This is a genomic window from Pseudomonas sp. 18173 (assembly GCF_050432945.1).
Lineage (GTDB): Bacteria > Pseudomonadota > Gammaproteobacteria > Pseudomonadales > Pseudomonadaceae > Aquipseudomonas.
This window is the reverse complement of record NZ_JBKFTN010000022.1, coordinates 60859-80358: the sequence shown is the minus strand read 5'-3', so window position 1 is coordinate 80358 and position 19500 is coordinate 60859. Positions and strand designations below refer to the sequence as shown.

23 protein-coding genes are annotated in these 19500 nt (G+C 62.3%); 9 read left to right on the top strand and 14 right to left on the bottom strand.

Annotation, left to right across the window (positions count from 1 at the left end; genetic code table 11):
- Window positions 1-3 precede the first annotated feature (3 nt).
- Window positions 4-795, bottom strand: coding sequence for a YfaP family protein (locus ACLD1X_RS22725; protein ID WP_429371466.1), 792 nt, complete (start codon window positions 793-795; stop codon window positions 4-6).
- A gap of 409 nt (window positions 796-1204) precedes the next feature.
- Between ACLD1X_RS22725 and ACLD1X_RS22720 the strand changes: the two genes are divergently transcribed.
- The 4 genes from ACLD1X_RS22720 to ACLD1X_RS22705 all read left to right on the top strand — a co-directional run bounded on the left by ACLD1X_RS22720 (window position 1205) and on the right by ACLD1X_RS22705 (window position 6362).
- Window positions 1205-1447, top strand: coding sequence for an exodeoxyribonuclease VII small subunit (locus ACLD1X_RS22720; protein WP_007970180.1), 243 nt, complete (start codon window positions 1205-1207; stop codon window positions 1445-1447).
- Window positions 1444-2331, top strand: coding sequence for a polyprenyl synthetase family protein (locus ACLD1X_RS22715; RefSeq protein ID WP_429371464.1), 888 nt, complete (start codon window positions 1444-1446; stop codon window positions 2329-2331). Before ACLD1X_RS22720 ends, ACLD1X_RS22715 begins: the two co-directional genes overlap by 4 nt.
- Window positions 2332-2422: 91 nt before the next feature.
- On the top strand, window positions 2423-4321 hold the full coding sequence (gene dxs / locus ACLD1X_RS22710; RefSeq protein ID WP_429371462.1) for a 1-deoxy-D-xylulose-5-phosphate synthase: 1899 nt from the start codon (window positions 2423-2425) through the stop codon (window positions 4319-4321).
- A gap of 157 nt (window positions 4322-4478) precedes the next feature.
- The gene (locus ACLD1X_RS22705; protein WP_429371460.1) at window positions 4479-6362 is read left to right on the top strand and encodes a TonB-dependent receptor domain-containing protein; all 1884 of its coding nucleotides are present in this window, start codon (window positions 4479-4481) and stop codon (window positions 6360-6362) included.
- Between the two features lie 109 nt (window positions 6363-6471).
- Here the strand turns inward: ACLD1X_RS22705 and ACLD1X_RS22700 are convergent, their stop codons facing one another.
- From ACLD1X_RS22700 to nrdR, 12 genes are all read right to left on the bottom strand, one after another.
- A complete protein-coding gene (locus ACLD1X_RS22700) occupies window positions 6472-7272 on the bottom strand; it encodes a cobalamin-binding protein (protein ID WP_429371458.1) in 801 nt (266 codons plus the stop codon).
- Window positions 7272-7691, bottom strand: coding sequence for an MFS transporter (locus ACLD1X_RS22695; RefSeq protein ID WP_429371456.1), 420 nt, complete (start codon window positions 7689-7691; stop codon window positions 7272-7274). Before ACLD1X_RS22695 ends, ACLD1X_RS22700 begins: the two co-directional genes overlap by 1 nt.
- Window positions 7688-8305 carry a GTP cyclohydrolase II gene (gene ribA, locus ACLD1X_RS22690; RefSeq protein ID WP_429371454.1) on the bottom strand — a complete coding sequence of 206 codons (618 nt, stop codon included), beginning with the start codon at window positions 8303-8305 and terminating at the stop codon, window positions 7688-7690. The genes ACLD1X_RS22695 and ribA overlap by 4 nt, the downstream gene beginning before the upstream one ends.
- A gap of 240 nt (window positions 8306-8545) precedes the next feature.
- Window positions 8546-9286 (bottom strand): substrate-binding periplasmic protein, encoded by a 741-nt coding sequence (locus ACLD1X_RS22685; RefSeq protein WP_429371452.1) that lies wholly within the window; start codon window positions 9284-9286, stop codon window positions 8546-8548.
- A gap of 52 nt (window positions 9287-9338) precedes the next feature.
- On the bottom strand, window positions 9339-9842 hold the full coding sequence (locus ACLD1X_RS22680; protein WP_429371450.1) for a phosphatidylglycerophosphatase A family protein: 504 nt from the start codon (window positions 9840-9842) through the stop codon (window positions 9339-9341).
- Complete coding sequence (gene thiL / locus ACLD1X_RS22675; RefSeq protein ID WP_429371448.1) at window positions 9839-10804, bottom strand: thiamine-phosphate kinase; 966 nt, start codon at window positions 10802-10804, stop codon at window positions 9839-9841. Before thiL ends, ACLD1X_RS22680 begins: the two co-directional genes overlap by 4 nt.
- A gap of 28 nt (window positions 10805-10832) precedes the next feature.
- Window positions 10833-11333, bottom strand: a complete 501-nt coding sequence (gene nusB / locus ACLD1X_RS22670; protein WP_007970164.1) for a transcription antitermination factor NusB — start codon at window positions 11331-11333, stop codon at window positions 10833-10835.
- Entirely contained in the window at window positions 11330-11806 is a 477-nt protein-coding gene (ribH, locus tag ACLD1X_RS22665) for a 6,7-dimethyl-8-ribityllumazine synthase (protein ID WP_003228649.1), read from the bottom strand. The genes nusB and ribH overlap by 4 nt, the downstream gene beginning before the upstream one ends.
- 91 nt (window positions 11807-11897) lie before the next feature.
- Window positions 11898-12989: a bifunctional 3,4-dihydroxy-2-butanone-4-phosphate synthase/GTP cyclohydrolase II gene (gene ribBA / locus ACLD1X_RS22660; RefSeq protein WP_085718199.1), complete on the bottom strand. Its 1092-nt coding sequence runs from the start codon at window positions 12987-12989 to the stop codon at window positions 11898-11900.
- Window positions 12990-13005: 16 nt separating this feature from the next.
- Window positions 13006-13671: a riboflavin synthase gene (locus tag ACLD1X_RS22655; RefSeq protein ID WP_429371445.1), complete on the bottom strand. Its 666-nt coding sequence runs from the start codon at window positions 13669-13671 to the stop codon at window positions 13006-13008.
- 47 nt (window positions 13672-13718) lie between these two features.
- A complete protein-coding gene (gene ribD / locus ACLD1X_RS22650) occupies window positions 13719-14852 on the bottom strand; it encodes a bifunctional diaminohydroxyphosphoribosylaminopyrimidine deaminase/5-amino-6-(5-phosphoribosylamino)uracil reductase RibD (protein ID WP_429371443.1) in 1134 nt (377 codons plus the stop codon).
- The gene (gene nrdR, locus ACLD1X_RS22645) at window positions 14849-15313 is read right to left on the bottom strand and encodes a transcriptional regulator NrdR (RefSeq protein ID WP_003228656.1); all 465 of its coding nucleotides are present in this window, start codon (window positions 15311-15313) and stop codon (window positions 14849-14851) included. The genes ribD and nrdR overlap by 4 nt, the downstream gene beginning before the upstream one ends.
- Window positions 15314-15440: 127 nt before the next feature.
- Between nrdR and ACLD1X_RS22640 the strand changes: the two genes are divergently transcribed.
- Genes ACLD1X_RS22640 through trxA form a run of 3 tightly spaced genes read left to right on the top strand, consistent with a single transcriptional unit; the run spans window position 15441 to window position 17470 of the window.
- Entirely contained in the window at window positions 15441-15905 is a 465-nt protein-coding gene (locus ACLD1X_RS22640; protein ID WP_429371441.1) for a YbaY family lipoprotein, read from the top strand.
- Window positions 15902-16558, top strand: coding sequence for a class I SAM-dependent methyltransferase (locus ACLD1X_RS22635; RefSeq protein ID WP_429371439.1), 657 nt, complete (start codon window positions 15902-15904; stop codon window positions 16556-16558). Before ACLD1X_RS22640 ends, ACLD1X_RS22635 begins: the two co-directional genes overlap by 4 nt.
- Before the next feature lie 39 nt (window positions 16559-16597).
- Window positions 16598-17470 (top strand): thioredoxin, encoded by an 873-nt coding sequence (gene trxA / locus ACLD1X_RS22630; protein ID WP_429371437.1) that lies wholly within the window; start codon window positions 16598-16600, stop codon window positions 17468-17470.
- Window positions 17471-17573: 103 nt separating this feature from the next.
- On the opposite strand, the gene ACLD1X_RS22625 is transcribed toward trxA, so the two are convergent.
- Window positions 17574-17915: a hypothetical protein gene (locus ACLD1X_RS22625; protein ID WP_429371435.1), complete on the bottom strand. Its 342-nt coding sequence runs from the start codon at window positions 17913-17915 to the stop codon at window positions 17574-17576.
- A gap of 135 nt (window positions 17916-18050) precedes the next feature.
- On the opposite strand from ACLD1X_RS22625, the gene ACLD1X_RS22620 reads away from it, so the two are divergent.
- Window positions 18051-18641 carry a DUF2796 domain-containing protein gene (locus ACLD1X_RS22620; RefSeq protein ID WP_429371433.1) on the top strand — a complete coding sequence of 197 codons (591 nt, stop codon included), beginning with the start codon at window positions 18051-18053 and terminating at the stop codon, window positions 18639-18641.
- Between the two features lie 147 nt (window positions 18642-18788).
- A complete protein-coding gene (locus ACLD1X_RS22615; protein WP_008018167.1) occupies window positions 18789-19499 on the top strand; it encodes an ABC transporter ATP-binding protein in 711 nt (236 codons plus the stop codon).
- Window position 19500 lies beyond the last annotated feature (1 nt).

The following is a 19500-nucleotide window of genomic DNA, read 5'->3' as shown; positions in this document are numbered from 1 at the left end:
TGCTTAGTAGTTGAAAGTCTTGACCAGCAGCAGGTCGCCGATTGCGCGCAGGGGCACGATGAACGTCTCGCGCTTTTCATCGACGGTGTTTTCGTTGAGCACCAGATTGATCTGCGAGGTGATCACCTCGTTCTGGTTGCTGGTCTCATCGAAGTTATAGCCGCCGCTGCCGAAGTTGCCCCAATAGTTCACGTAAACCAGATAGGTGCCACGCAGCGGTGCGGTCATGGTGAACATTTCCGGACCCGGGCCATCGACGCCGTCAGGGTCGAGGCCACCGCCATTGGTCAAGGCCGGGTGCGCCCAGAAGGCATGCTGGCCATCGGGCGTGACGATGTGCAGGTCGAGTTCGGCCTTCGGATCGTCCCAACCCAGCACCACGCGAATCTTTGCCGGCGTGCGCAGGTTGTTGGCTTCGTAGAACTGGACACGCTTGAGGGACTGGCCTTCGGCGCTGCGCACTTCAACGCTATTGGAACCGGCACCGAACGCATAGGGCCGGGCAAAACGCCCTTGCTCGTCGGTATAGAGATTCAGTGGATTGCCGTTGACCGCCAACGTGTGCGGCCCGCGTTGAGTGCCGATGGCCTTGAGTCGACCTTCGATCATCGTGCGATTGCGCTGCACGCCCCGGTCGATCGGCGGCGTGGGATAGGCGACTTGCGGGCTTTCGCTACGGTCCAGCAGACCGTTGAAACGCCAGCCGCCCACCGGTTCCGATAACTCGGCATCCGGCGCGGCCAGAATCACCGGCGCGACAGCCAGGCCGATCAGCAGCAAAAGAAAAAAACGCATGTGACGCCTCCTGCCATGCATGACGAAACCTTGCGCCTGATCCTGGGCGCATTACAGATGTGGAGACTGCGTTTCGTCTGAAAGACCCGTGATTGCCGGGTCGTATAGGGTTCGAAGCTTAGCCATTCGGGTGTTCTTTAACAATCGGACGTGTCTCGAAGTGCGGATGGATTCACGACACGCGGTGGACGGTGAGCCGAAAAGCATCGTCTACCCTGTAGGAGCGAGCTTGCTCGCGATGAACGCAAGGACACCGCTTCAAATCAGACAGTACGCGTCATTGTTGACGACCATCGCGAGCAAGCTCGCTCCTACAGGAATAGGTAGCACCCAATCCCCTGCTCATTTGCCCATAAACCCCCTATCTGCTAGTGTCGCGCCGGTTTAACGTCAACCGGAAATCGCCGCCATGGCCCGCAAAAAAGCTGCACTGGATTTCGAACAGTCCCTCGCCGACCTGCAAACGCTGGTGGAGCGTCTGGAGAATGGCGAATTGTCGCTGGAGGACTCGCTGGCCGCTTTCGAGCAAGGCATTGGCCTGACCCGCGATTGCCAGGCGGCGCTGGCCCAGGCCGAACAAAAGGTTCAGGTGCTGCTCGAGCGTGATGGCGAGTTGGCCGAGGAACCCTTCGACGCGGACCAGCCAGAATGATTGCAGCCTACTCGGCCACCAGCCAGGCCCGCGTCAATGCAGCGCTGGAAACCCTGTTCACCGCACCCGGCCCCGAGCTGGCGCGGCTGTACGAAGCCATGCGCTACAGCGTGATGAATGGCGGCAAACGCGTGCGCCCACTGCTGGCTTACGCCGCCTGTGAAGCGTTGGGCGGCAAGGCCGAGCAAGCCAACGGTGCGGCCTGTGCAGTGGAATTGATCCACGCTTATTCGCTGGTGCATGACGATTTGCCGGCGATGGACGATGACGATCTGCGCCGCGGCCAGCCAACCACTCACAAGAAATTCGATGAAGCCTGCGCGATCCTCGCCGGCGACGGCTTGCAGAGCCTGGCCTTCAGCGCCCTGCTCGACCCAGGCCTGAGCGCGTCGGATGCCGAAATCCGCCTGCAAATGGTCAGCGCCCTGGCACTGGCGGCAGGCCCGGCGGGCATGGTCGGCGGTCAGGCCATCGACCTCGGCTCGGTCGGTCTGAAGCTTGATCAGAAAGCCCTTGAGTACATGCACCGGCACAAGACCGGCGCCTTGATCGAAGTCAGCGTCAAACTCGGCGCCCTGGCCAGCGGCCGTGCCGAGAAAGACGAACTCAAGTCCCTGCAGGCTTATGCACAGGCTATCGGCCTGGCATTCCAGGTGCAGGACGACATCCTCGACGTCGAAAGCGATACCGAAACCCTCGGCAAACGCCAGGGCGCCGACATTGCCCGGGACAAACCGACCTACCCGGCCCTGCTCGGCCTCGACGCCGCCAAGGCCTATGCCCTGGAGCTGCGCGACCAGGCCTTGCACGCGCTGCGACCGTTTGACGCGGCGGCCGAGCCGTTGCGTGATCTGGCCAGATATATCGTCGATCGCCGCAGTTGACGGCGAATCCGCCAAAAAAAACCAACGCGTGGGCAGGGGACGATGCATCAGGTAAACTGCCGCATCTTTTATACCTATAACGATTCGCCTGATGCCCACGACGTTTCATGAGATTCCCCGCAAGCGCCCGACCACGCCCCTGCTCGACCGCGCGAACACGCCGGACGGCCTGCGCCGGTTAGGCGAAGCCGAGCTGGAAACCCTGGCCGATGAGTTGCGCCTGGAATTGCTCTACACGGTCGGCCAGACCGGCGGGCATTTCGGTGCAGGCCTGGGCGTCATCGAGCTGACCATCGCGTTGCATTACGTCTTCGACACCCCGGACGACCGGCTGGTGTGGGACGTGGGTCACCAGGCTTATCCGCACAAGATCCTCACCGGTCGTCGCCAGCGCATGGGCACCCTGCGCCAGAAGGACGGCGTCGCGGCGTTCCCGCGTCGCTCCGAGAGCGAGTACGACACCTTTGGCGTCGGCCACTCCAGCACCTCGATCAGTGCCGCGCTGGGCATGGCAATTGCCGCCCGCCTGCAAAACAGTGATCGCAAGGCCATCGCGGTGATCGGCGACGGTGCGTTGACCGCGGGCATGGCGTTCGAGGCGCTGAACCATGCGCCGGAAGTGGACGCCAACATGCTGGTGATCCTCAACGACAATGACATGTCGATCTCGCGCAACGTCGGTGGCTTGTCGAACTATCTGGCGAAGATCCTTTCCAGCCGCACCTACGCGAGCATGCGCGAAGGCAGCAAGAAAGTGCTGTCGCGCCTGCCCGGTGCCTGGGAAATCGCTCGCCGCACCGAAGAATATGCCAAGGGCATGCTGGTTCCCGGCACCCTGTTCGAAGAGCTGGGCTGGAACTACATCGGCCCGATCGATGGCCACGACCTGCCGACCCTGATCGCCACCCTGCGCAACATGCGCGATCTGAAAGGCCCGCAGTTCCTGCACATCGTCACCAAGAAAGGCAAGGGTTTCGCCCCGGCGGAAGTCGACCCGATCGGTTACCACGCCATCACCAAACTTGAACCGCTGGACGCCCCGGCCGCCGCGCCGAAAAAGGCCAGCGGGCCGAAATACTCCGGTGTGTTCGGCGAATGGTTGTGCGACATGGCGGCAGCCGATCCGCGTCTGGTCGGGATTACCCCGGCGATGAAGGAAGGCTCGGACCTGGTCGCGTTCAGCGAACGCTTCCCGCTGCGTTACTTCGACGTGGCCATTGCCGAGCAGCACGCCGTCACCCTCGCGGCCGGCATGGCCTGCGAAGGCGCCAAGCCCGTGGTGGCGATTTATTCGACGTTCCTGCAGCGCGGCTACGACCAGCTGGTGCATGACGTCGCCGTGCAGAACCTCGACGTACTGTTCGCCATCGATCGCGCAGGCCTGGTGGGCGAAGACGGTCCGACCCACGCCGGCAGTTTCGATCTTTCGTACCTGCGCTGCATCCCCGGCATGCTGGTGATGACCCCGAGCGATGAAAACGAACTGCGCAAAATGCTCACCACCGGACACCTCTATGAAGGCCCGGCGGCTGTGCGTTATCCACGCGGCAATGGCCCGAACGCGACCATCGAGAAAGACCTCGAGCCGATCGAGATCGGCAAGGGCGTAGTCCGCCGCCAGGGCAGCAAAGTCGCCCTGCTGGTGTTCGGCGTGCAACTGGCCGAAGCCCTGAAAGTCGCCGAGACGCTGGACGCGACCGTGGTCGACATGCGTTTCGTCAAACCGCTGGATGAAGCGCTGGTTCGCGAAATCGCCGGCAGTCATGAGCTACTGGTCACGGTCGAGGAAAACGCGATCATGGGCGGCGCCGGTGGCGCGGTCAGCGAATTCCTCGCCCGTGAAAACATCCTCAAGTCGATGCTGCACCTGGGCTTGCCGGACATTTACGTCGAACACGCCAAGCCTGCGCAAATGCTGGCCGAGTGTGGGCTGGACGAGGCCGGAATCGAGGCTTCGATCCGCGAGCGCCTGCAACTGCTGAACCGCTAAACACACTCTCCCTGTGGGAGCGGGCTTGCCCGCGAAGAGGCCGGTATATCCAACATCAATGTTGGCTGTGCCGATGCCTTCGCGGGCAAGCCCGCTCCCACAGTGTTTTGTGGGCCCCTCAAAATGGCCTTTGCCTCAAAGCACCATCGGACTACCAATGAAGTTTTCCCGCCTCGCCCTGCCCCTGTTCCTGCTGCCCACCGTCGACGCACTCGCCGACACCTTCGAACGCGACCAGGCCCTGAAGCTGCCCGACGTGCTGATCAGCGCCAACCGCCAGGTCGAAGCACGCAATGACAGCAGCGCCGCCAACACCGTATTCACCCGCGAGGACATCGATCGCCTGCAGCCCGATAGCGTCACGGATCTGCTGCGCAGGGTGCCTGGCGTGCAGGTTTCGCAGACCGGCGGGCGCGGCAGTCTGCCTGGGGTCTATATCCGCGGTACCCAATCGGCCCAGAGCCTGGTGTTGGTGGACGGTCAGCGCATCGGCAGTTCGACCTCCGGCGACAGCAACCTGCAACACATCAACATCGAGCAGGTCGAGCGCGTGGAAGTGCTGCGCGGCTCGCGCTCGGTGATTTATGGCAGCGATGCGATTGGCGGGGTAATCCAGATCTTCACCCGCCGTGGTGGCGAACAGGGCCTGCAACCTCGACTGCACATGGGAATTGGCAGCAACCAGACTTGGGAGCGCAGCCTGGGCTTGTCCGGCGGTGATCAGCGAACCCGCTTCAACCTCGGCGCCAGCCTCGACGAAACCGCCGGGATCAATCGCACCCACGAGTCGTTCCCCAGCGATGGCGACCATGACGAATATCGCAACAAGTCGCTGAGCCTGAGCTTGAGCCACGCGCTCAGCGATGACGTCGAGATCGGCGCCAACGTGCTGGATAACCGTGGCAAGAGCGAGTTCGACAACCCGTTCGGGCGCTTCGACATGAATACGTTCGAGTCGGTCCAGCAGCAGCCCTACAGCGAGTTCGATGTGAGCAGCGTCAGCAGCTATGTCGATGCACGAATCAACGACCTCTGGAAAACCCGCGTAGATGTCGGCCACAGTGAAAACCGCGAGAAGACCCTCGACAAGCTCAGCGATGAACGCACAGTGTTCAACACCTATCGCGACTCGGTGACCTGGCAGAACGACCTGGCGCTCAACGAGCGCAACAGCCTGATGCTCGGCGGCGACTGGTATGAAGACCGGATCAACAGCACCACCGCGTACGACGAAGACAGCCGCTGGAACCGCGCCGCATTTATCCAGCATCGTTTTCAGGCGGACAGTTTCTCCACGGAGCTGGGCCTGCGTCACGACGATAACCAGCAGTTCGGCAGCCAGAATACCTGGAGCGGCACCTTCACCCTGCCGCTGAACCCGGACAACGAAATGCTGCTGACCTACAGCGAAGGCTTCCGCGCGCCGACGTTCAACGATCTGTACTACCCCGGTTTCAGCAACCCGGACCTGAAGCCTGAAACCTCGAAAAGCTATGAACTGCAGTGGCGCAGCCAATTGACCGAGAGCAGTCGCCTGGAGACGTCGCTGTATCGCACCGACCTTGAAGACGCGATCATCTTCGACAGCAACTTGCGCCCCAAGAACGTGGCCTCGGCGCGAATCAACGGCTTCGAAGCCGCGCTGAAGCAGGAACTGTTCGACTGGCAGAGCAATCTCGGCGTGGCGATCATCGACCCGCGTGACCGCGACACAGGCCACACCCTGGCCCGTCGCGCGCGGCGCACTTTGAGCTGGGATCTGGACCGGCAGTTCGATCGCCTGGGCCTCGGCGCCAGTTGGCAAGCGGTCAGCAGCAGCTATGACGACCTGAACAATCAACAGCCGCTCGGCGGCTATGCCTTGTTGGGCCTGCGCAGCAGTTGGGAGCTCAATCGGGAAATCAGACTGGAGCTGAAGCTCGACAACCTGCTGGACAAGGGTTACAGCCGGGCGCTGTACAGCTTCCAGGGTAGCCAGTTCGGGTATCGCGAGGAAGGTCGGGCGTGGCTGTTCGGGGTGACGTGGACGCCTGGAATCTGATCCGCAATTTGTACTGTCTGGACCGGCCTCTTCGCGGGCAAGCCCGCTCCCACAGGTTTAGCGCGATCCTGTGGGAGCGGGCTTGCCCGCGATTGCAGACGCAGCTGTCTTAGCGGTCAGGTGCGATCAACTGGCAAAGCCTGGCAGTGGCCTCGATCATCTGCCCGCTCGGCCGCTCCAACCCCTTGTCCGTCACCAGGCGCAATTGCCCTTGTGCCACCGCCGCCACCTGCGGCCACGCTTTCCACGCATCAAGCTGCGCCTGTTCGCTGGCCAGAATCACCTCGGGATTACGCTGCAACACAGCCTCCACGCTGACTTGCGGTGCCGGCAGTTTCAGGTCGGCAAACACGTTCCGGGCACCGCAGACCTCCAGTGCATCGCTGATGATCTGCTCGCCGCCCACCGTATACAGCGGTCGATCCCAAACTTGATAGAACACGCGTAACGGCTTGTCCCGGCGATAGCGCTGGCGCAGCTCGCCCAATCGTCGGCGCAAATCGCTGGCTAATGAAGTTCCGCGTTCAGGCCGGCCGAGCTGAGCGGCAATGACTTCGATCTGCGCGGTGAGCTGGTCCAGGCTGTGGGGTTCGGCGACGTAGGTGGGAATATTCAGGCGCTTGAGCTGGTCGCGCTGGGCCGGACCGACACTGCCGGGCCATAGCAGCAACAGATCGGGGTTCAGGCTGAGCAAACGTTCCACGTCCAGCTGGCCATAGCGGCCAACGGAGGGCAGGTTCTTCAGTTCGGCCGGACGCTCACCGGCGTCCAGCACACCGACCAGGAGGTCGGCAGAACCCAGCTCAGCGACGATTTCAGAGAGCGACGGTGCCAGGCTGACAACCCGCTCGACCGCCATGGCCGAGCGGCTGGCGGCCAGCAGCAAAACCGCCAGCCAGACCGCGCGCATCAACCGAGTTGACGCGGAATACGGTAGAGGTAGAACAGCACCGCGGTCGACAGCGCCAGCAGCATCAGCGGCACCGCCTCAAGACCGACGAACACCGCCAGGGCCCCAATCCAGGCCGGCAGGCCGGCGGCAAGGAATGCCGTGCGCCGCTTGGCCGCCAGGTTGATCCAGGCGTCAGGCTCTTCAGGGGTATCAAGGGCTTTCTGAGTGGCGATCAGTGCGTGTTTGTAGGCGCCGAAGAACTTCAGGCTGACAAACATCGAGGCGACTCCGGCGATGAACAGCGGCATCGCCAGCACCGGCAGGATGGCTTCGCTCTGGCCGAACACCGCATTGATCACAAACAGCGGCAACACGGCCAGTGCCAGGTACTGCCACCAGCTGACGGACAGTCGCCGCCGAACCTGCCCGCGGGTCACGCCCGGTCTGCCTCGCCCTGATGCTCGTTGCCCATCATGTGGTCGAGCTTGCTGGCCTTGGTTGCCAGGTAGAGTCGGTTATGCGGGTTGTGCCCGGTGTGCAGCGGCACGCGCTCGGCGACCACGATACCCATGTCGGTCAAGGCCTTGACCTTGCGCGGGTTGTTGGTCATCAGGCGCAGGGACTTCACGCCCAGGTGCTCCAGCATCGGCAGGCACATGGCGTAGTCACGCTGGTCGGCGGCAAAGCCCAGACGCTCATTGGCTTCGACAGTATCGGCGCCACCGTCCTGCAGCTCATAGGCGCGGATCTTGTTCAGCAGGCCAATGCCACGGCCTTCCTGACGCAAGTACAGCAACACGCCGCGACCTTCACGGGCAATCGCCTGCAAGGCAGCTTCCAGTTGCGAGCCGCAGTCGCAACGCTGGCTGAACAGGGCATCGCCCGTCAGGCATTCGGAGTGCAACCGGCCGAGTACCGGGGCACCGTCGGCGAAATCACCCAGGCTCAGCACAACGTGCTCGCGGCCGGAGGCTTCATCGAGAAAGCCGTGCATGGTGAATTGCGCAAAAGGCGTTGGCAGCTTGGAAGCGGCGACAAAAACGACAGGCACCGGTGTGCTCCTGATCTAAAAGTCTGAAGATTCGCAGAGCCGGCATTGTAACAGCAGGTTCCGAACGACGCTTAGGCTGAATTATCGGCGATAACTATCAAAAAGTTTGATATCAGGGCTGACAATATCCTCTGTGGGAGCGAGCCTGCTCGCGAAAGCGGACTTCCAGTCGAGGAAAATGTTGACTGATATGCCGCCATCGCGAGCAGGCTCGCTCCCACAGAAGGCTATGTCGGCTCTTCAATTGGAATCAAACGGATAAGGCTGTTTCCAGCGCTCGAAGATCGGTTTCAGTTCGCCGCTTTTCACCAGTTGCTCCATGCGCTGGTCGAACAGGGCCATGAACATGCGGGCCTTCGGAGTCTTGGCGAAACACAGGTACAGCGGCAATTCGGCGATATGGGTGCGCCGCAGCAGGGACGGATCCTTGGCGCGGTTGATGACGTAATCGACTTCGGTCAGAGCGTCGATGTAGAAATCAGCGCGGTTGTGGGTCAGCATCGAAACGATGCCGGTACGCCGCAACACTTCGTCGAAGTGGCGCACATTGGGCAAGTAATGCTGGTAATCGTAGCCGCGGACCCAGGCCAGTCGATAATTGCCCAGAGTTTGCGGGGTGGGTACCGGACCGCTGGCCAGGCCCAAGGCGTAGATGTGATCGGTGTCGAAGTTCCAATGGGGATAGTCCACCCCCTCGGACTCGTCACGATAGGAGCCTACGCAGGCATCGACTTCGCCACGTTCGGCCAGGCCCAGCGAACGCAGGTAGGGCTCGGTGCGGATGTCGATCTTGACGCCCGCCGGCTCGAAGACTTGCCGTAGCACGTCCCACCCCAGCCCATGACCGTCAGCAGCGGTGTAGTCTTCCCAGTCTTCGCTGGCCAGGTGAATCACCGACGGCGGCGTAGCCCCCCCTCCTCCCGCCTGGGCAAAAGAGCAAAACATCGCGAACGCCATCAACATCAAGCCGCGTACAGCCATCCCTGCTACTCCCGATTAACCGCTCTCCTGAATAACGCCTGAAAATCCCCGATCAGGCGAAAAACCGCACCAGTCCCTGCATCGCCAACCAGGCGAACACGCCGGCCAGGACATCATCGAGCATGATGCCAACGCCGCCATGGACATGCCGGTCAATCCAGCGAATCGGCCACGGCTTGAGGATATCGAATAAGCGGAACATCAGGAAACCCGCCAGCAACCACTGCCAACCTTCCGGCACCAGCCACAGGGTGATCCACATTCCGACCATTTCGTCCCAGACGATGCCTTCATGATCGTGTACCCGTAAATCGTCGGCCACTTTGCCGCACAGCCAGAAGCCGAACAACATGGTGATGCCCAGCATCAGCCAGTAACCCCAGTCGGGCAGCATCTGCCACAACGGGATAAAGGGTAGCGCAACCAACGACCCCCAAGTGCCCGGTGCCTTTGGCAAGGTGCCCGAGCCGAAGCCGAACGCCAGGAAATGCCACGGATTACGCCAGACCGACGGCGGAACGTGTTCTGCCGGGACCTGTTTGGGGTGATCTGTCACGGTGACTCCCGAAAATGTTGATAACCCCGGGTTTGCGGGGTGATGTCTTTGCCATCGGCGTCCAGCAGCTTCACGCCCTGCCCCGTCACCACCTGCCCGATCACATGTATCGGCCAGCCGTCGGCCAGCAACAGCGGTAACTCGACGGACGGCAAGGTGAAGGCCAGGACGTAATCGTCGCCGCCACTCAGCGCCGCAACCTGAGCGTCCGGTTGACCGAGAAAATCGACCAGGCTCTGCGACAACGGCAAGCGATCCCGTTCGACTTCGATACCGACCTTCGAAGCCAGTGCGATATGCCCGCAATCGGCGAGCAGGCCATCGGAGATGTCCATGGCCGAGGTGGCCTTGCCACGCAATGCCTGACCCAAGCCGAGCTGCGGTTGCGGCGACCAGTAATGCGCCAGCAACGGCTCGGCAATGCTCGCTTCGGCCGTGCGCTGGCCGAGCACTAGTGGCAAGGCACCGGCGGCATTGCCCAGCTCGCCGCCGACACACAGCAGGTCGCCCGGTTGCGCACCGCTGCGGGTCAGCGCCAGACCGGCCGGCACGCGCCCGAACACGGTCATGGTCAGGCTCAGCGGCCCACGGGTCGTGTCGCCCCCCACCAGCGCCACGCCACAGCTTTGCGCCATCCGGTTCAAACCACGGGCATAGGCTTGCAGCCAATCGGCGGTCACCGTCGGCAAGGTCAAGGCAAGGGTAAAGGCAACGGGGGTGGCGCCCATGGCGGCCAAGTCGCTGACGGCTACGGCCAGCGAGCGCTGACCGAGCAGAAACGGATCGCAGGGATCGGCGAAATGCACGCCGGCCACCAACGTATCGGTAGAAATCGCCAACTGCTCCCCGGGAGGAACAGCCAGCAAGGCGCAGTCATCGCCAATCCCGAGGGCAACGCCTTCGCCGCCCTGCGCACAAGGCGCGGCGGCAAAGAAATTGCGGATCAGCTCAAACTCGCCCATGGCTTCGTGCCGACGATACAAGCGCCGATCAGCGCTTGAACGCCTTCACTTCAGCTTCACGCAGGCGCGGGGCCAGCTTGTCGAGCACACCGTTGACGAACTTGTGGCCATCGGTGGAACCGAAGACCTTGGCCAGTTCGATACCTTCGTTGATCACAACGCGGTATGGCACGTCGACGCGCTTGAGCAGTTCCCAGGTGGACAGGCGCAGAACCGCCAGTTCAACCGGGTCGAGCTCTTCGATGGTCAAGTCCAGGCAAGGCTTGAGTGCGGTGTCGATTTCGGTCTTGAACTGCGGAACCCCGTGCAGGATTTCGCGGAAGTACGCGCCGTCGACATCGCTGAAATCGTTATCGACCCGGAACTGCGCTTCGATCTCGTTCAGCGATTGCTTGGCCATGTGCCATTGGTACAGCGCCTGGGTCGCGAGCTGACGGGCTTCGCGGCGCTTGGCGCTTTTCGATGGCTTGCCGGCATCCGCAGGCTTTGGATCGCGCGGGTTGAAACGATCGCTATCGTCGCTAATCACTTGGCCTCCAACTGCGCCAGCAGGCTGACCATTTCCAGAGCGGACAGGGCAGCTTCAGCACCTTTGTTGCCGGCCTTGGTGCCGGAACGCTCGATGGCTTGCTCGATGGAGTCAACGGTCAGCACGCCGAATGCAACCGGTACGCCGAACTCCATGGACACCTGGGCCAGGCCCTTGGTGCATTCGCCAGCCACGTATTCGAAGTGCGGAGTGCCGCCACGAATGACTGCGCCCAGGGCGATGATTGCCGCGAACTCGCCCTTTTGAGCGACTTTCTGCGCAACCAGCGGGATTTCGAAGGCGCCAGGTGCGCGGATGATGGTGATGTCGCTTTCGCTTACGCCGTGGCGAACCAGGGCATCAACTGCACCGCTGACCAGGCTTTCAACGACGAAGCTGTTGAAACGGCCCACTACCAGAGCGTAGCGGCCTTTAGGGGCGATGAAGGTACCTTCGATGGTCTTCAGGGTCATTCGTCAGATCTCTTAAAGAGCCGGGACGCGTCTCGTACGCATCCCTCAGTGATATTTGAACCGCGAATTCAGGGCCGGAAACTGCCGGTCATTATTCGGAGGGCACGTATTCTACAACTTCCAGATCGAAACCGGATATCGCATTAAATTTCATCGGTGCCGACATCAGGCGCATTTTGCGCACGCCAAGGTCGCGCAGGATCTGCGAACCGGCACCCACGGTGCTGTAGGTGGTCGGCTTTTTCACCGCCAGGTGGTCGGCGGTTTCGCGGATGTGCGCCAGCAACACGTCGCCATCGAGCGGGTGACCGAGCAACAGCACCACGCCGCTGCCGGCCTCGGCAACCGTGGCCATGGCGGCGCGCAGGCTCCAGCGGCCCGGTTGCTTGACCATCAGCAGGTCACGCAGCGGGTCCATGTTGTGCACGCGAACCAGGGTCGGCTCTTCGGCACACACGTTGCCCAGGGTCAGCGCCATGTGCACGTCGCCTTCCACGGAATCACGATAGGTCACCAGGTTGAATTGGCCCAGTTCGCTGTCCAGCGGCTGCTCGGCAATCCGCTGAACGGTACGTTCGTGGATCATCCGGTAGTGGATCAGGTCGGCAATGGTGCCGATCTTGATGTCGTGTTCGGCGGCAAAAGCTTCCAGCTCGGCGCGACGGGACATGGTGCCGTCATCGTTCATCACTTCGCAGATCACGCCGCTCGGCTCAAAACCGGCCATGCGCGCCAGGTCGCATGCCGCTTCAGTGTGGCCGGCGCGGGCCAGGGTGCCGCCAGCCTGGGCCATCAGCGGGAAGATGTGACCCGGGCTGACGATGTCTTCAGCCTTGGCATCGCGGGCGGCAGCCGCTTGCACGGTACGTGCGCGGTCAGCGGCGGAGATGCCGGTGGTCACACCGGTGGCCGCTTCGATGGAGACGGTGAACTTGGTACCGAAACCGGAACCGTTGCGCGGTGCCATCAACGGCAGCTTGAGCAGCTCGCAACGCTCACGGCTCATCGGCATGCAGATCAGGCCACGGGCGTGCTTGGCCATGAAGTTGATGTGCTCGGGCTTGCAGCACTCGGCGGCCATGATCAGGTCGCCTTCGTTCTCGCGGTCTTCGTCATCCATGAGGATGACCATCTTGCCTTGGCGGATGTCTTCAACCAGTTCTTCGATGCTATTGAGCGCCACAAGGCACCCCCTTGAGTCAGGATTTGAGGTAGCCGTTGGCGGCCAGAAAGCTTTCGGTGATGGTGCTGCCGGCAGTCGACTCTGCAGCCTTGTCGCCCAGCAACAGGCGCTCCAGGTAACGGGCCAGCAAATCCACTTCCAGGTTCACCCGGCGACCTGGCTGGTACGACGCCATGATGGTTTCGCTCAGGGTATGCGGAATGATGGTCAGCAGGAACTCGGCGCCATCGACCGCATTCACGGTCAGGCTGGTGCCGTCGACGGTGATCGAGCCTTTGTGGGCAATGTACTTGGCCAGGTCCTTCGGCGCGCGAATGCGAAATTCCACGGCGCGCGCGTTTTCGGTACGGGCAACCACTTCGCCCACACCGTCGACGTGACCGCTGACCAGGTGCCCGCCGAGGCGAGTGGTCGGGGTCAGGGCTTTTTCCAGATTGACCAGGCTGCCGCTTTTCAGGTCATTCATGGCAGTGCAGTCGAGGGTTTCGCGGCTGACGTCTGCCGCAAAGCCGTTGCCGGGCAACTCGACAGCGGTCAGGCACACGCCGTTGACCGCGATGCTGTCGCCCAGTTTGACGTCGCTCAGGTCGAGCTTGCCGGTTTCGACGTGTACCCGCACATCACCGCCCTTTGGGGTCAATGCACGAATACTGCCGATGGATTCGATGATGCCGGTAAACATGAGGTTCTCCTCGAGAACAAAGCCAAAGCTTGCGCGATGGCCGGAAATTATACGCTTGCTGCTGGAGAGGGAATGGCAATGACTCGCCAGTCATCGCCAACCGCACGAATTTCGGTGATTTTAAGCTCCGGCGCATCCTTCATTTGCGCGAGCGGCCAGTCCAGCAGCGGTCGCGCCGTAGAGCCCAAAAACTTGCCGGCGATGAAAATCTGGAACTCATCCACCAGCCCGAGCTGGGCAAAGGCACCCGCCAGACGCGGACCGGCCTCGACCAACACCTCGTTGACCCCACGGGCGGCGAGCTCGACCAGCAACTGGCGTAGATCGACCTGGCCGTCATAGCCGGGCACGATCAGGCATTCCGGGCCGTTGGCGTACTGTTCTTCCACGGCGACACAGGTGGCGACCAGCGCCGGACCGGCCTTGAAGAATGGCGCATCCAGCGGCACCCGCAGGCGGCCGTCGACCAGCACCCGCAGCGGCGGGCGGCTCATGGCCAGGGCCGTTTGCCCGGCATCCAGCCCCAGCTCATCGGCGCGCACGGTCAACCGCGCGTTGTCCGCCAGCACCGTGTCGGCGCCGGTCAGCACTACGCTGGCCTGGGCGCGCAGGCGTTGCACCGCCGAACGTGCGGCTGTACCGGTGATCCATTGGCTTTCGCCGCTTTCCATCGCCGTGCGACCGTCCAGGCTCATGGCCAACTTGACCCGCACGAACGGCAAGCCGTGTTCCATGCGCTTGAGGAAACCCTGATTGAGCTGGCGTGCCTCACCTTCCAGCACGCTGCTTTCAGTGGCGATGCCAGCCTGAGCCAGGCGTTGCAGACCGCGACCGGCGACTTCCGGGTTCGGGTCCTGCATCGCCGCGACCACGCGGGCCACGCCGGCATTGACCAGCGCATCGGCACAGGGCGGCGTACGGCCGTGGTGGCTGCACGGTTCGAGCGTCACATAGGCGGTAGCGCCACGAGCTTGCTCACCGGCCGCGCGCAAGGCGTGGACCTCAGCGTGAGGCTCGCCGGCGCGCTCATGCCAGCCTTCGCCGACAATCTGCCCGCCCTGCACGATCACGCAACCCACCCGCGGATTGGGGTGCGTCGTGTAATGCCCCTTGCGCGCCAGTTCCAGGGCGCGGGCCATGAAATGAGCATCGAGGATGGCAAGTTCTGCGGGCGAGGTCATTCTTTCACCGGTTCACGGGCCAGGCGGTCGATCTCTTCGCGGAACTCGTTGAGGTCCTGGAAGCGTCGATACACCGAAGCGAAGCGGATGTAGGCGACTTCGTCGAGCTTCTGCAGCTCGGCCATCACCAGTTCACCGACCACGAGGGATTTGACCTCGCGCTCGCCGGTGGCACGCAGTTTGTGTTTGATGTGCACCAGCGACGATTCGAGGCGCTCGACGCTCACCGGGCGCTTTTCCAGCGCTCGCTGCATGCCGGCGCGGAGCTTTTCTTCGTCGAACGGCTGGCGACTGCCGTCGGTTTTAATCAGGCGCGGCAACACCAGTTCAGCCGTCTCGAACGTCGTGAAACGCTCGCCGCAGGCCAGGCATTCACGCCGGCGGCGCACCTGTTCGCCCTCGGCGACCAGACGCGAGTCGATGACCTTGGTGTCGTTGGCACCGCAGAAGGGACAGTGCATGGTGGCAGGCAACAAAAAAAGGGAGGGCCATGGTAGCGCATCCCGGTGGCAAGACAAGCCATAGGGTTTGCGGTATACAGACGCAATGATCACTTGATCCATGGAATTCAGCTTTATGGAGCCACCGATGTCGTTACGTCCGCTCGTTTTGCTCAGTGTTTTCAGCCTGCTGGTGGCTTGCGGCAGCGATGCGCCCAAGCCCCAGCCGCCAACGCCAGGCCCGGCGCCGCAACAGGCGCAAAAGAAGGCCAGGGAGGCCGCTGAGCTCGGCCCCTTGCCCGCCTATCAGCGTGAACTGAGCGGCACCCTGCAAGGCGTGCCGGCAGGTGCCGAAGTCGAACTGGCATTGCTGGTGATCGACGAAAGAAACCGCCCGCAACAATTGCTCGCCAGCTCCAGCCTGATCGGCAACAACCAGGCCTTGCCGTTTCACCTGCGCTTCAACCCGGATGCCTTTCCGGTCGGCGCACGCGTTGAGCTGCGAGGCCGCGCCAGCCAGTCGGGCCAGTTGATCCTGCACCTGCCGTCGCAGCTGATTACCCAGCCGACCACCCAGTCCCTGGGCCAACTGCAATTCGTCAAAGCCCCATGAATGCACCGTTTGATCTGCAACGGGCCCTGGCTGAACTGCTTGGTGACGCACAACTGGTGGCCTGCCCGTTGCCGGAAACCGACTTGCAACTGTGGCTGATCGACGGCGACAACATGGACCGCGCCTTCAGCCCGGAAGAAACCCGGCGCATCCTGCATGAGCCGCCGTACTGGAGTTTCTGCTGGGCCAGCGGCCTGGCCGTGGCCCGCTATCTGGCCGACAACCCGCATTGGGTCGAAGGCAAGCGGGTGCTGGATTTCGGGGCCGGTTCCGGGGTGGCGGGGATTGCCGCCGCCAAGGCCGGTGCGCTGGAAGTGCTGGCCTGCGACCTCGACCCGTTGGCAATTGCCGCGTGCCGGGCCAATGCCGAACTCAATGACGTACAGCTCAATTACTCGACGGATTTTTTCGCCGAGGCTGATCGCTTCGACCTGATTCTGGTGGCGGACGTGCTGTACGACCGGGCGAACCTGCCGCTGCTCGACCAGTTCCTCAGTCGCGGCCGAGAGGCGCTGGTGGCGGACTCCCGAGTACGGGATTTTCGCCATCCGTTGTACCGGCGCATCGAAATGCTCGAAGCCATGACCCTGCCGGACCTGGCCGAGCCCCACGAGTTTCGGCATGTGAGCCTCTATCACGCCGCCCGCGCCTGACCGTATAGTTGCCCCATTCACGCTTCTACGAGATTGCCCATGAGTCAGGAAACGCCGTACATCTTCGACGCCACGACTGCCGATTTCGACCAGTCGGTGATCGAGAACTCCTTCCACAAGCCGGTGCTGGTGGATTTCTGGGCCGAATGGTGCGCGCCCTGCAAAGTGCTGATGCCGATGTTGCAGAGCATTGCCGAGAGCTATCAGGGTGAGTTGCTGCTGGCCAAGGTCAACTGTGACATCGAGCAGGACATCGTCGCCCGCTTCGGCATCCGCAGCCTGCCGACCGTGGTGCTGTTCAAGGACGGCCAGCCTGTCGACGGTTTTGCCGGCGCCCAGCCGGAATCCGCCGTGCGCGCCCTGCTCGAACCCCATGTGCAGATGCCGCCACCGGCCGCCGCCGATCCGTTCGAACAGGCCCAGGCGCTGTTCGACGACAGCCGCTTTGCCGATGCCGAAGCCCTGCTCAAAGTGCTGCTGGGTGAAGACAACACCAATGCCAAGGCGTTGATCCTGTACGCCCGCTGCCTGACCGAGCGTGGTGAACTGGGCGAAGCGCAAGCCGTGCTGGACGCCGTCAAGAGTGATGAGCACAAGGCTGCACTGGCTGGCGCCAAGGCACAGATCAAGTTTCTCGGCCTGGCCAGGGACTTGCCCGATGCCGCCGACCTGAAGGCCCGGCTGGCGAAAGATCCCCAGGACGATGAGGCGGTCTATCAACTGGCTATCCAGCAACTGGCCCGCCAGCAATACGACGCCGCGCTGGATGCGTTACTCAAGCTGTTCATCCGCAACCGCAGCTACAGCGAAGGCTTGCCGCACAAGACCTTGCTGCAGGTGTTCGAGTTGCTGGGCAATGACCACCCGCTGGTCAGCACGTACCGCCGCAAGTTGTTTGCCGCGCTGTACTGAGCCGCCCCTGTAGGAGCGAGCCTGCTCGCGAAAAACCTGAGAACACCGAGGTGATTCAGGTTTCCCGCGTTATCGTTGACGCCCATCGCGAGCCAGCTCGCTCCTACACCAGCCAGCGATAGATCGGTGTATCGGTGCCGCTTTCCACCTTCACGTCCGGACTGTGGCGCAACCGCACCAACAGGCGCTTGCCCGCCGCCGCGCTGCCGGTCAGGCCTTCGAGCTGATCGAGCAGATCCGGTCCGCTGAGCTGCCCGGCCTGGCGCAACAAATCCCGGGCGATCTGCCACAGCGCATCATCCTGATTCAGCGGTTTCGCCGCTGGCGCGCTGACTGTGGATTTTTCCACCTGCAACTGGGCCCCTAGTCGCGCCCAGTCCGCGTCGTCCATCTCCAGGGTCAAGTCCACCGGCCAGTCGCCGATGCTTCCGCGAATTCGCAACATAGGTCTGCTCCCGCACATTTCTTGCGTGCATGCTCCCATGGGACTTGTGCAACGCCAAGCAGGCAGTCAAACTCTCCGCACAAACGTTATAAGATCACATAACATATTCTTCATTTTACTTTTCGGAGACTCGTCATGCGTCGTCTGCTTCTTGCCCTGCCGTTTGCCATGCTGCCGTTGGTTGTCACCCATGCCGCCGACGAACACGATCATGAGCACGGCAGCCTGGGTGCCCACGAACATGGCGTGGGACGCCTGAACGCGGCGCTGGACGGCCAGACCCTGGAGCTGGAGCTGGATAGCCCGGCCATGAACCTGGTGGGTTTCGAGCACGTCGCCAGCAGCGACGCAGACAAGGCCAAAGTCGCCGCCACCCGCGCCCGACTGGAACAACCGCTGGCCCTGTTCAACTTGCCAAAAGCTGCTGGTTGCGTGGTGGAAAACCAGGAACTGGAAAGCCCATTGTTCGGCGACAAACCCGATGTCGACGATGATCACGATGAAGACGCCAAGGACGAAGACGGCCACGAACATCACCATGATCACAGCGAAATCCACGCTCGCTATCAGTTCACCTGCGCCACACCGGCAGCATTGAAGTCATTGGACCTGGCGAATATTTTCACCAGTTTCCCGGCCACCCGGAAAATTCAGGTACAACTGATCGGCCCGAGCGGGCAGCAAGGCGTTGAAGTGACGGACAAGGCTGCCGCCCTGAAATTCTGACCCACTGAAGATCCCCTTGTGGGAGCGAGCCTGCTCGCGATTGACGTCAACGATAACGCGGGATATCTGATTCACCTTGGTGCTCTCAGGTTTTTCGCGAGCGAGCTCGCTCCTACAAGGGTTCACCACCAACCACACCGGTTTCACATGACCCAAGCACTCATCGAACTGTCCGACCTGGGCTTCAGTTGGCCCGGTCACCCGCCACTGCTGGATATCCCTGCGTTTCGCCTGGAGCGTGGAGAAACCCTGTTTCTCAAGGGCCCCAGCGGCAGCGGCAAGACCACCCTGCTCGGCTTGCTCGGCGGCGTGCAAAAACCCGATCGCGGCAGTATCCGCCTGCTCGGCCAGGAGCTGACGCAGCTCTCGGCCGGTGCCCGCGACCACTTCCGCGTCGATCACACCGGCTACATCTTTCAGCAGTTCAACCTGCTGCCGTTTCTGTCGGTGCGTGAAAACGTCGAACTGCCCTGCCACTTCTCGAAACTGCGTGCCGAACGAGCGAAACAACGCCATGGCAGCGTCGACAAAGCGGCCGCGACGTTGCTCGCCCACTTGGGTTTGAAGGATGAAAACATCCTCGGTCGCCGTGCCGACTCGTTGTCCATCGGCCAGCAGCAACGGGTCGCCGCGGCCCGCGCGCTGATCGGTCAACCGGAACTGGTGATCGCCGACGAGCCGACCTCGGCCCTCGATTACGACGCCCGCGAGAACTTCATTCGCCTGCTGTTCGCCGAATGCCGCGAAGCCGGGGCGAGCCTGTTGTTCGTCAGCCACGACCAGAGCCTTGCGCCGTTGTTCGATCACAACCTGTCGCTGGCCGAACTCAATCGCGCCGCCACCCCGTCCGAGGTCTGAG

Excerpts from the sequence above, each read along its gene's own strand:
- ACLD1X_RS22725 (WP_429371466.1), bottom strand. The coding sequence starts at position 795 with ATGCGTTTTTTTCTTTTGCTGCTGATCGGCCTGGCTGTCGCGCCGGTG.
- ACLD1X_RS22720 (WP_007970180.1), top strand. The coding sequence starts at position 1,205 with ATGGCCCGCAAAAAAGCTGCACTGGATTTCGAACAGTCCCTCGCCGAC.
- ACLD1X_RS22715 (WP_429371464.1), top strand. The coding sequence starts at position 1,444 with ATGATTGCAGCCTACTCGGCCACCAGCCAGGCCCGCGTCAATGCAGCG.
- dxs (WP_429371462.1), top strand. The coding sequence starts at position 2,423 with ATGCCCACGACGTTTCATGAGATTCCCCGCAAGCGCCCGACCACGCCC.
- ACLD1X_RS22705 (WP_429371460.1), top strand. The coding sequence starts at position 4,479 with ATGAAGTTTTCCCGCCTCGCCCTGCCCCTGTTCCTGCTGCCCACCGTC.
- ACLD1X_RS22700 (WP_429371458.1), bottom strand. The coding sequence starts at position 7,272 with ATGCGCGCGGTCTGGCTGGCGGTTTTGCTGCTGGCCGCCAGCCGCTCG.
- ACLD1X_RS22685 (WP_429371452.1), bottom strand. The coding sequence starts at position 9,286 with ATGGCTGTACGCGGCTTGATGTTGATGGCGTTCGCGATGTTTTGCTCT.
- thiL (WP_429371448.1), bottom strand. The coding sequence starts at position 10,804 with ATGGGCGAGTTTGAGCTGATCCGCAATTTCTTTGCCGCCGCGCCTTGT.
- ribH (WP_003228649.1), bottom strand. The coding sequence starts at position 11,806 with ATGACCCTGAAGACCATCGAAGGTACCTTCATCGCCCCTAAAGGCCGC.
- ACLD1X_RS22655 (WP_429371445.1), bottom strand. The coding sequence starts at position 13,671 with ATGTTTACCGGCATCATCGAATCCATCGGCAGTATTCGTGCATTGACC.
- ribD (WP_429371443.1), bottom strand. The coding sequence starts at position 14,852 with ATGACCTCGCCCGCAGAACTTGCCATCCTCGATGCTCATTTCATGGCC.
- nrdR (WP_003228656.1), bottom strand. The coding sequence starts at position 15,313 with ATGCACTGTCCCTTCTGCGGTGCCAACGACACCAAGGTCATCGACTCG.
- ACLD1X_RS22640 (WP_429371441.1), top strand. The coding sequence starts at position 15,441 with ATGTCGTTACGTCCGCTCGTTTTGCTCAGTGTTTTCAGCCTGCTGGTG.
- ACLD1X_RS22635 (WP_429371439.1), top strand. The coding sequence starts at position 15,902 with ATGAATGCACCGTTTGATCTGCAACGGGCCCTGGCTGAACTGCTTGGT.
- trxA (WP_429371437.1), top strand. The coding sequence starts at position 16,598 with ATGAGTCAGGAAACGCCGTACATCTTCGACGCCACGACTGCCGATTTC.
- ACLD1X_RS22625 (WP_429371435.1), bottom strand. The coding sequence starts at position 17,915 with ATGTTGCGAATTCGCGGAAGCATCGGCGACTGGCCGGTGGACTTGACC.
- ACLD1X_RS22620 (WP_429371433.1), top strand. The coding sequence starts at position 18,051 with ATGCGTCGTCTGCTTCTTGCCCTGCCGTTTGCCATGCTGCCGTTGGTT.
- ACLD1X_RS22615 (WP_008018167.1), top strand. The coding sequence starts at position 18,789 with ATGACCCAAGCACTCATCGAACTGTCCGACCTGGGCTTCAGTTGGCCC.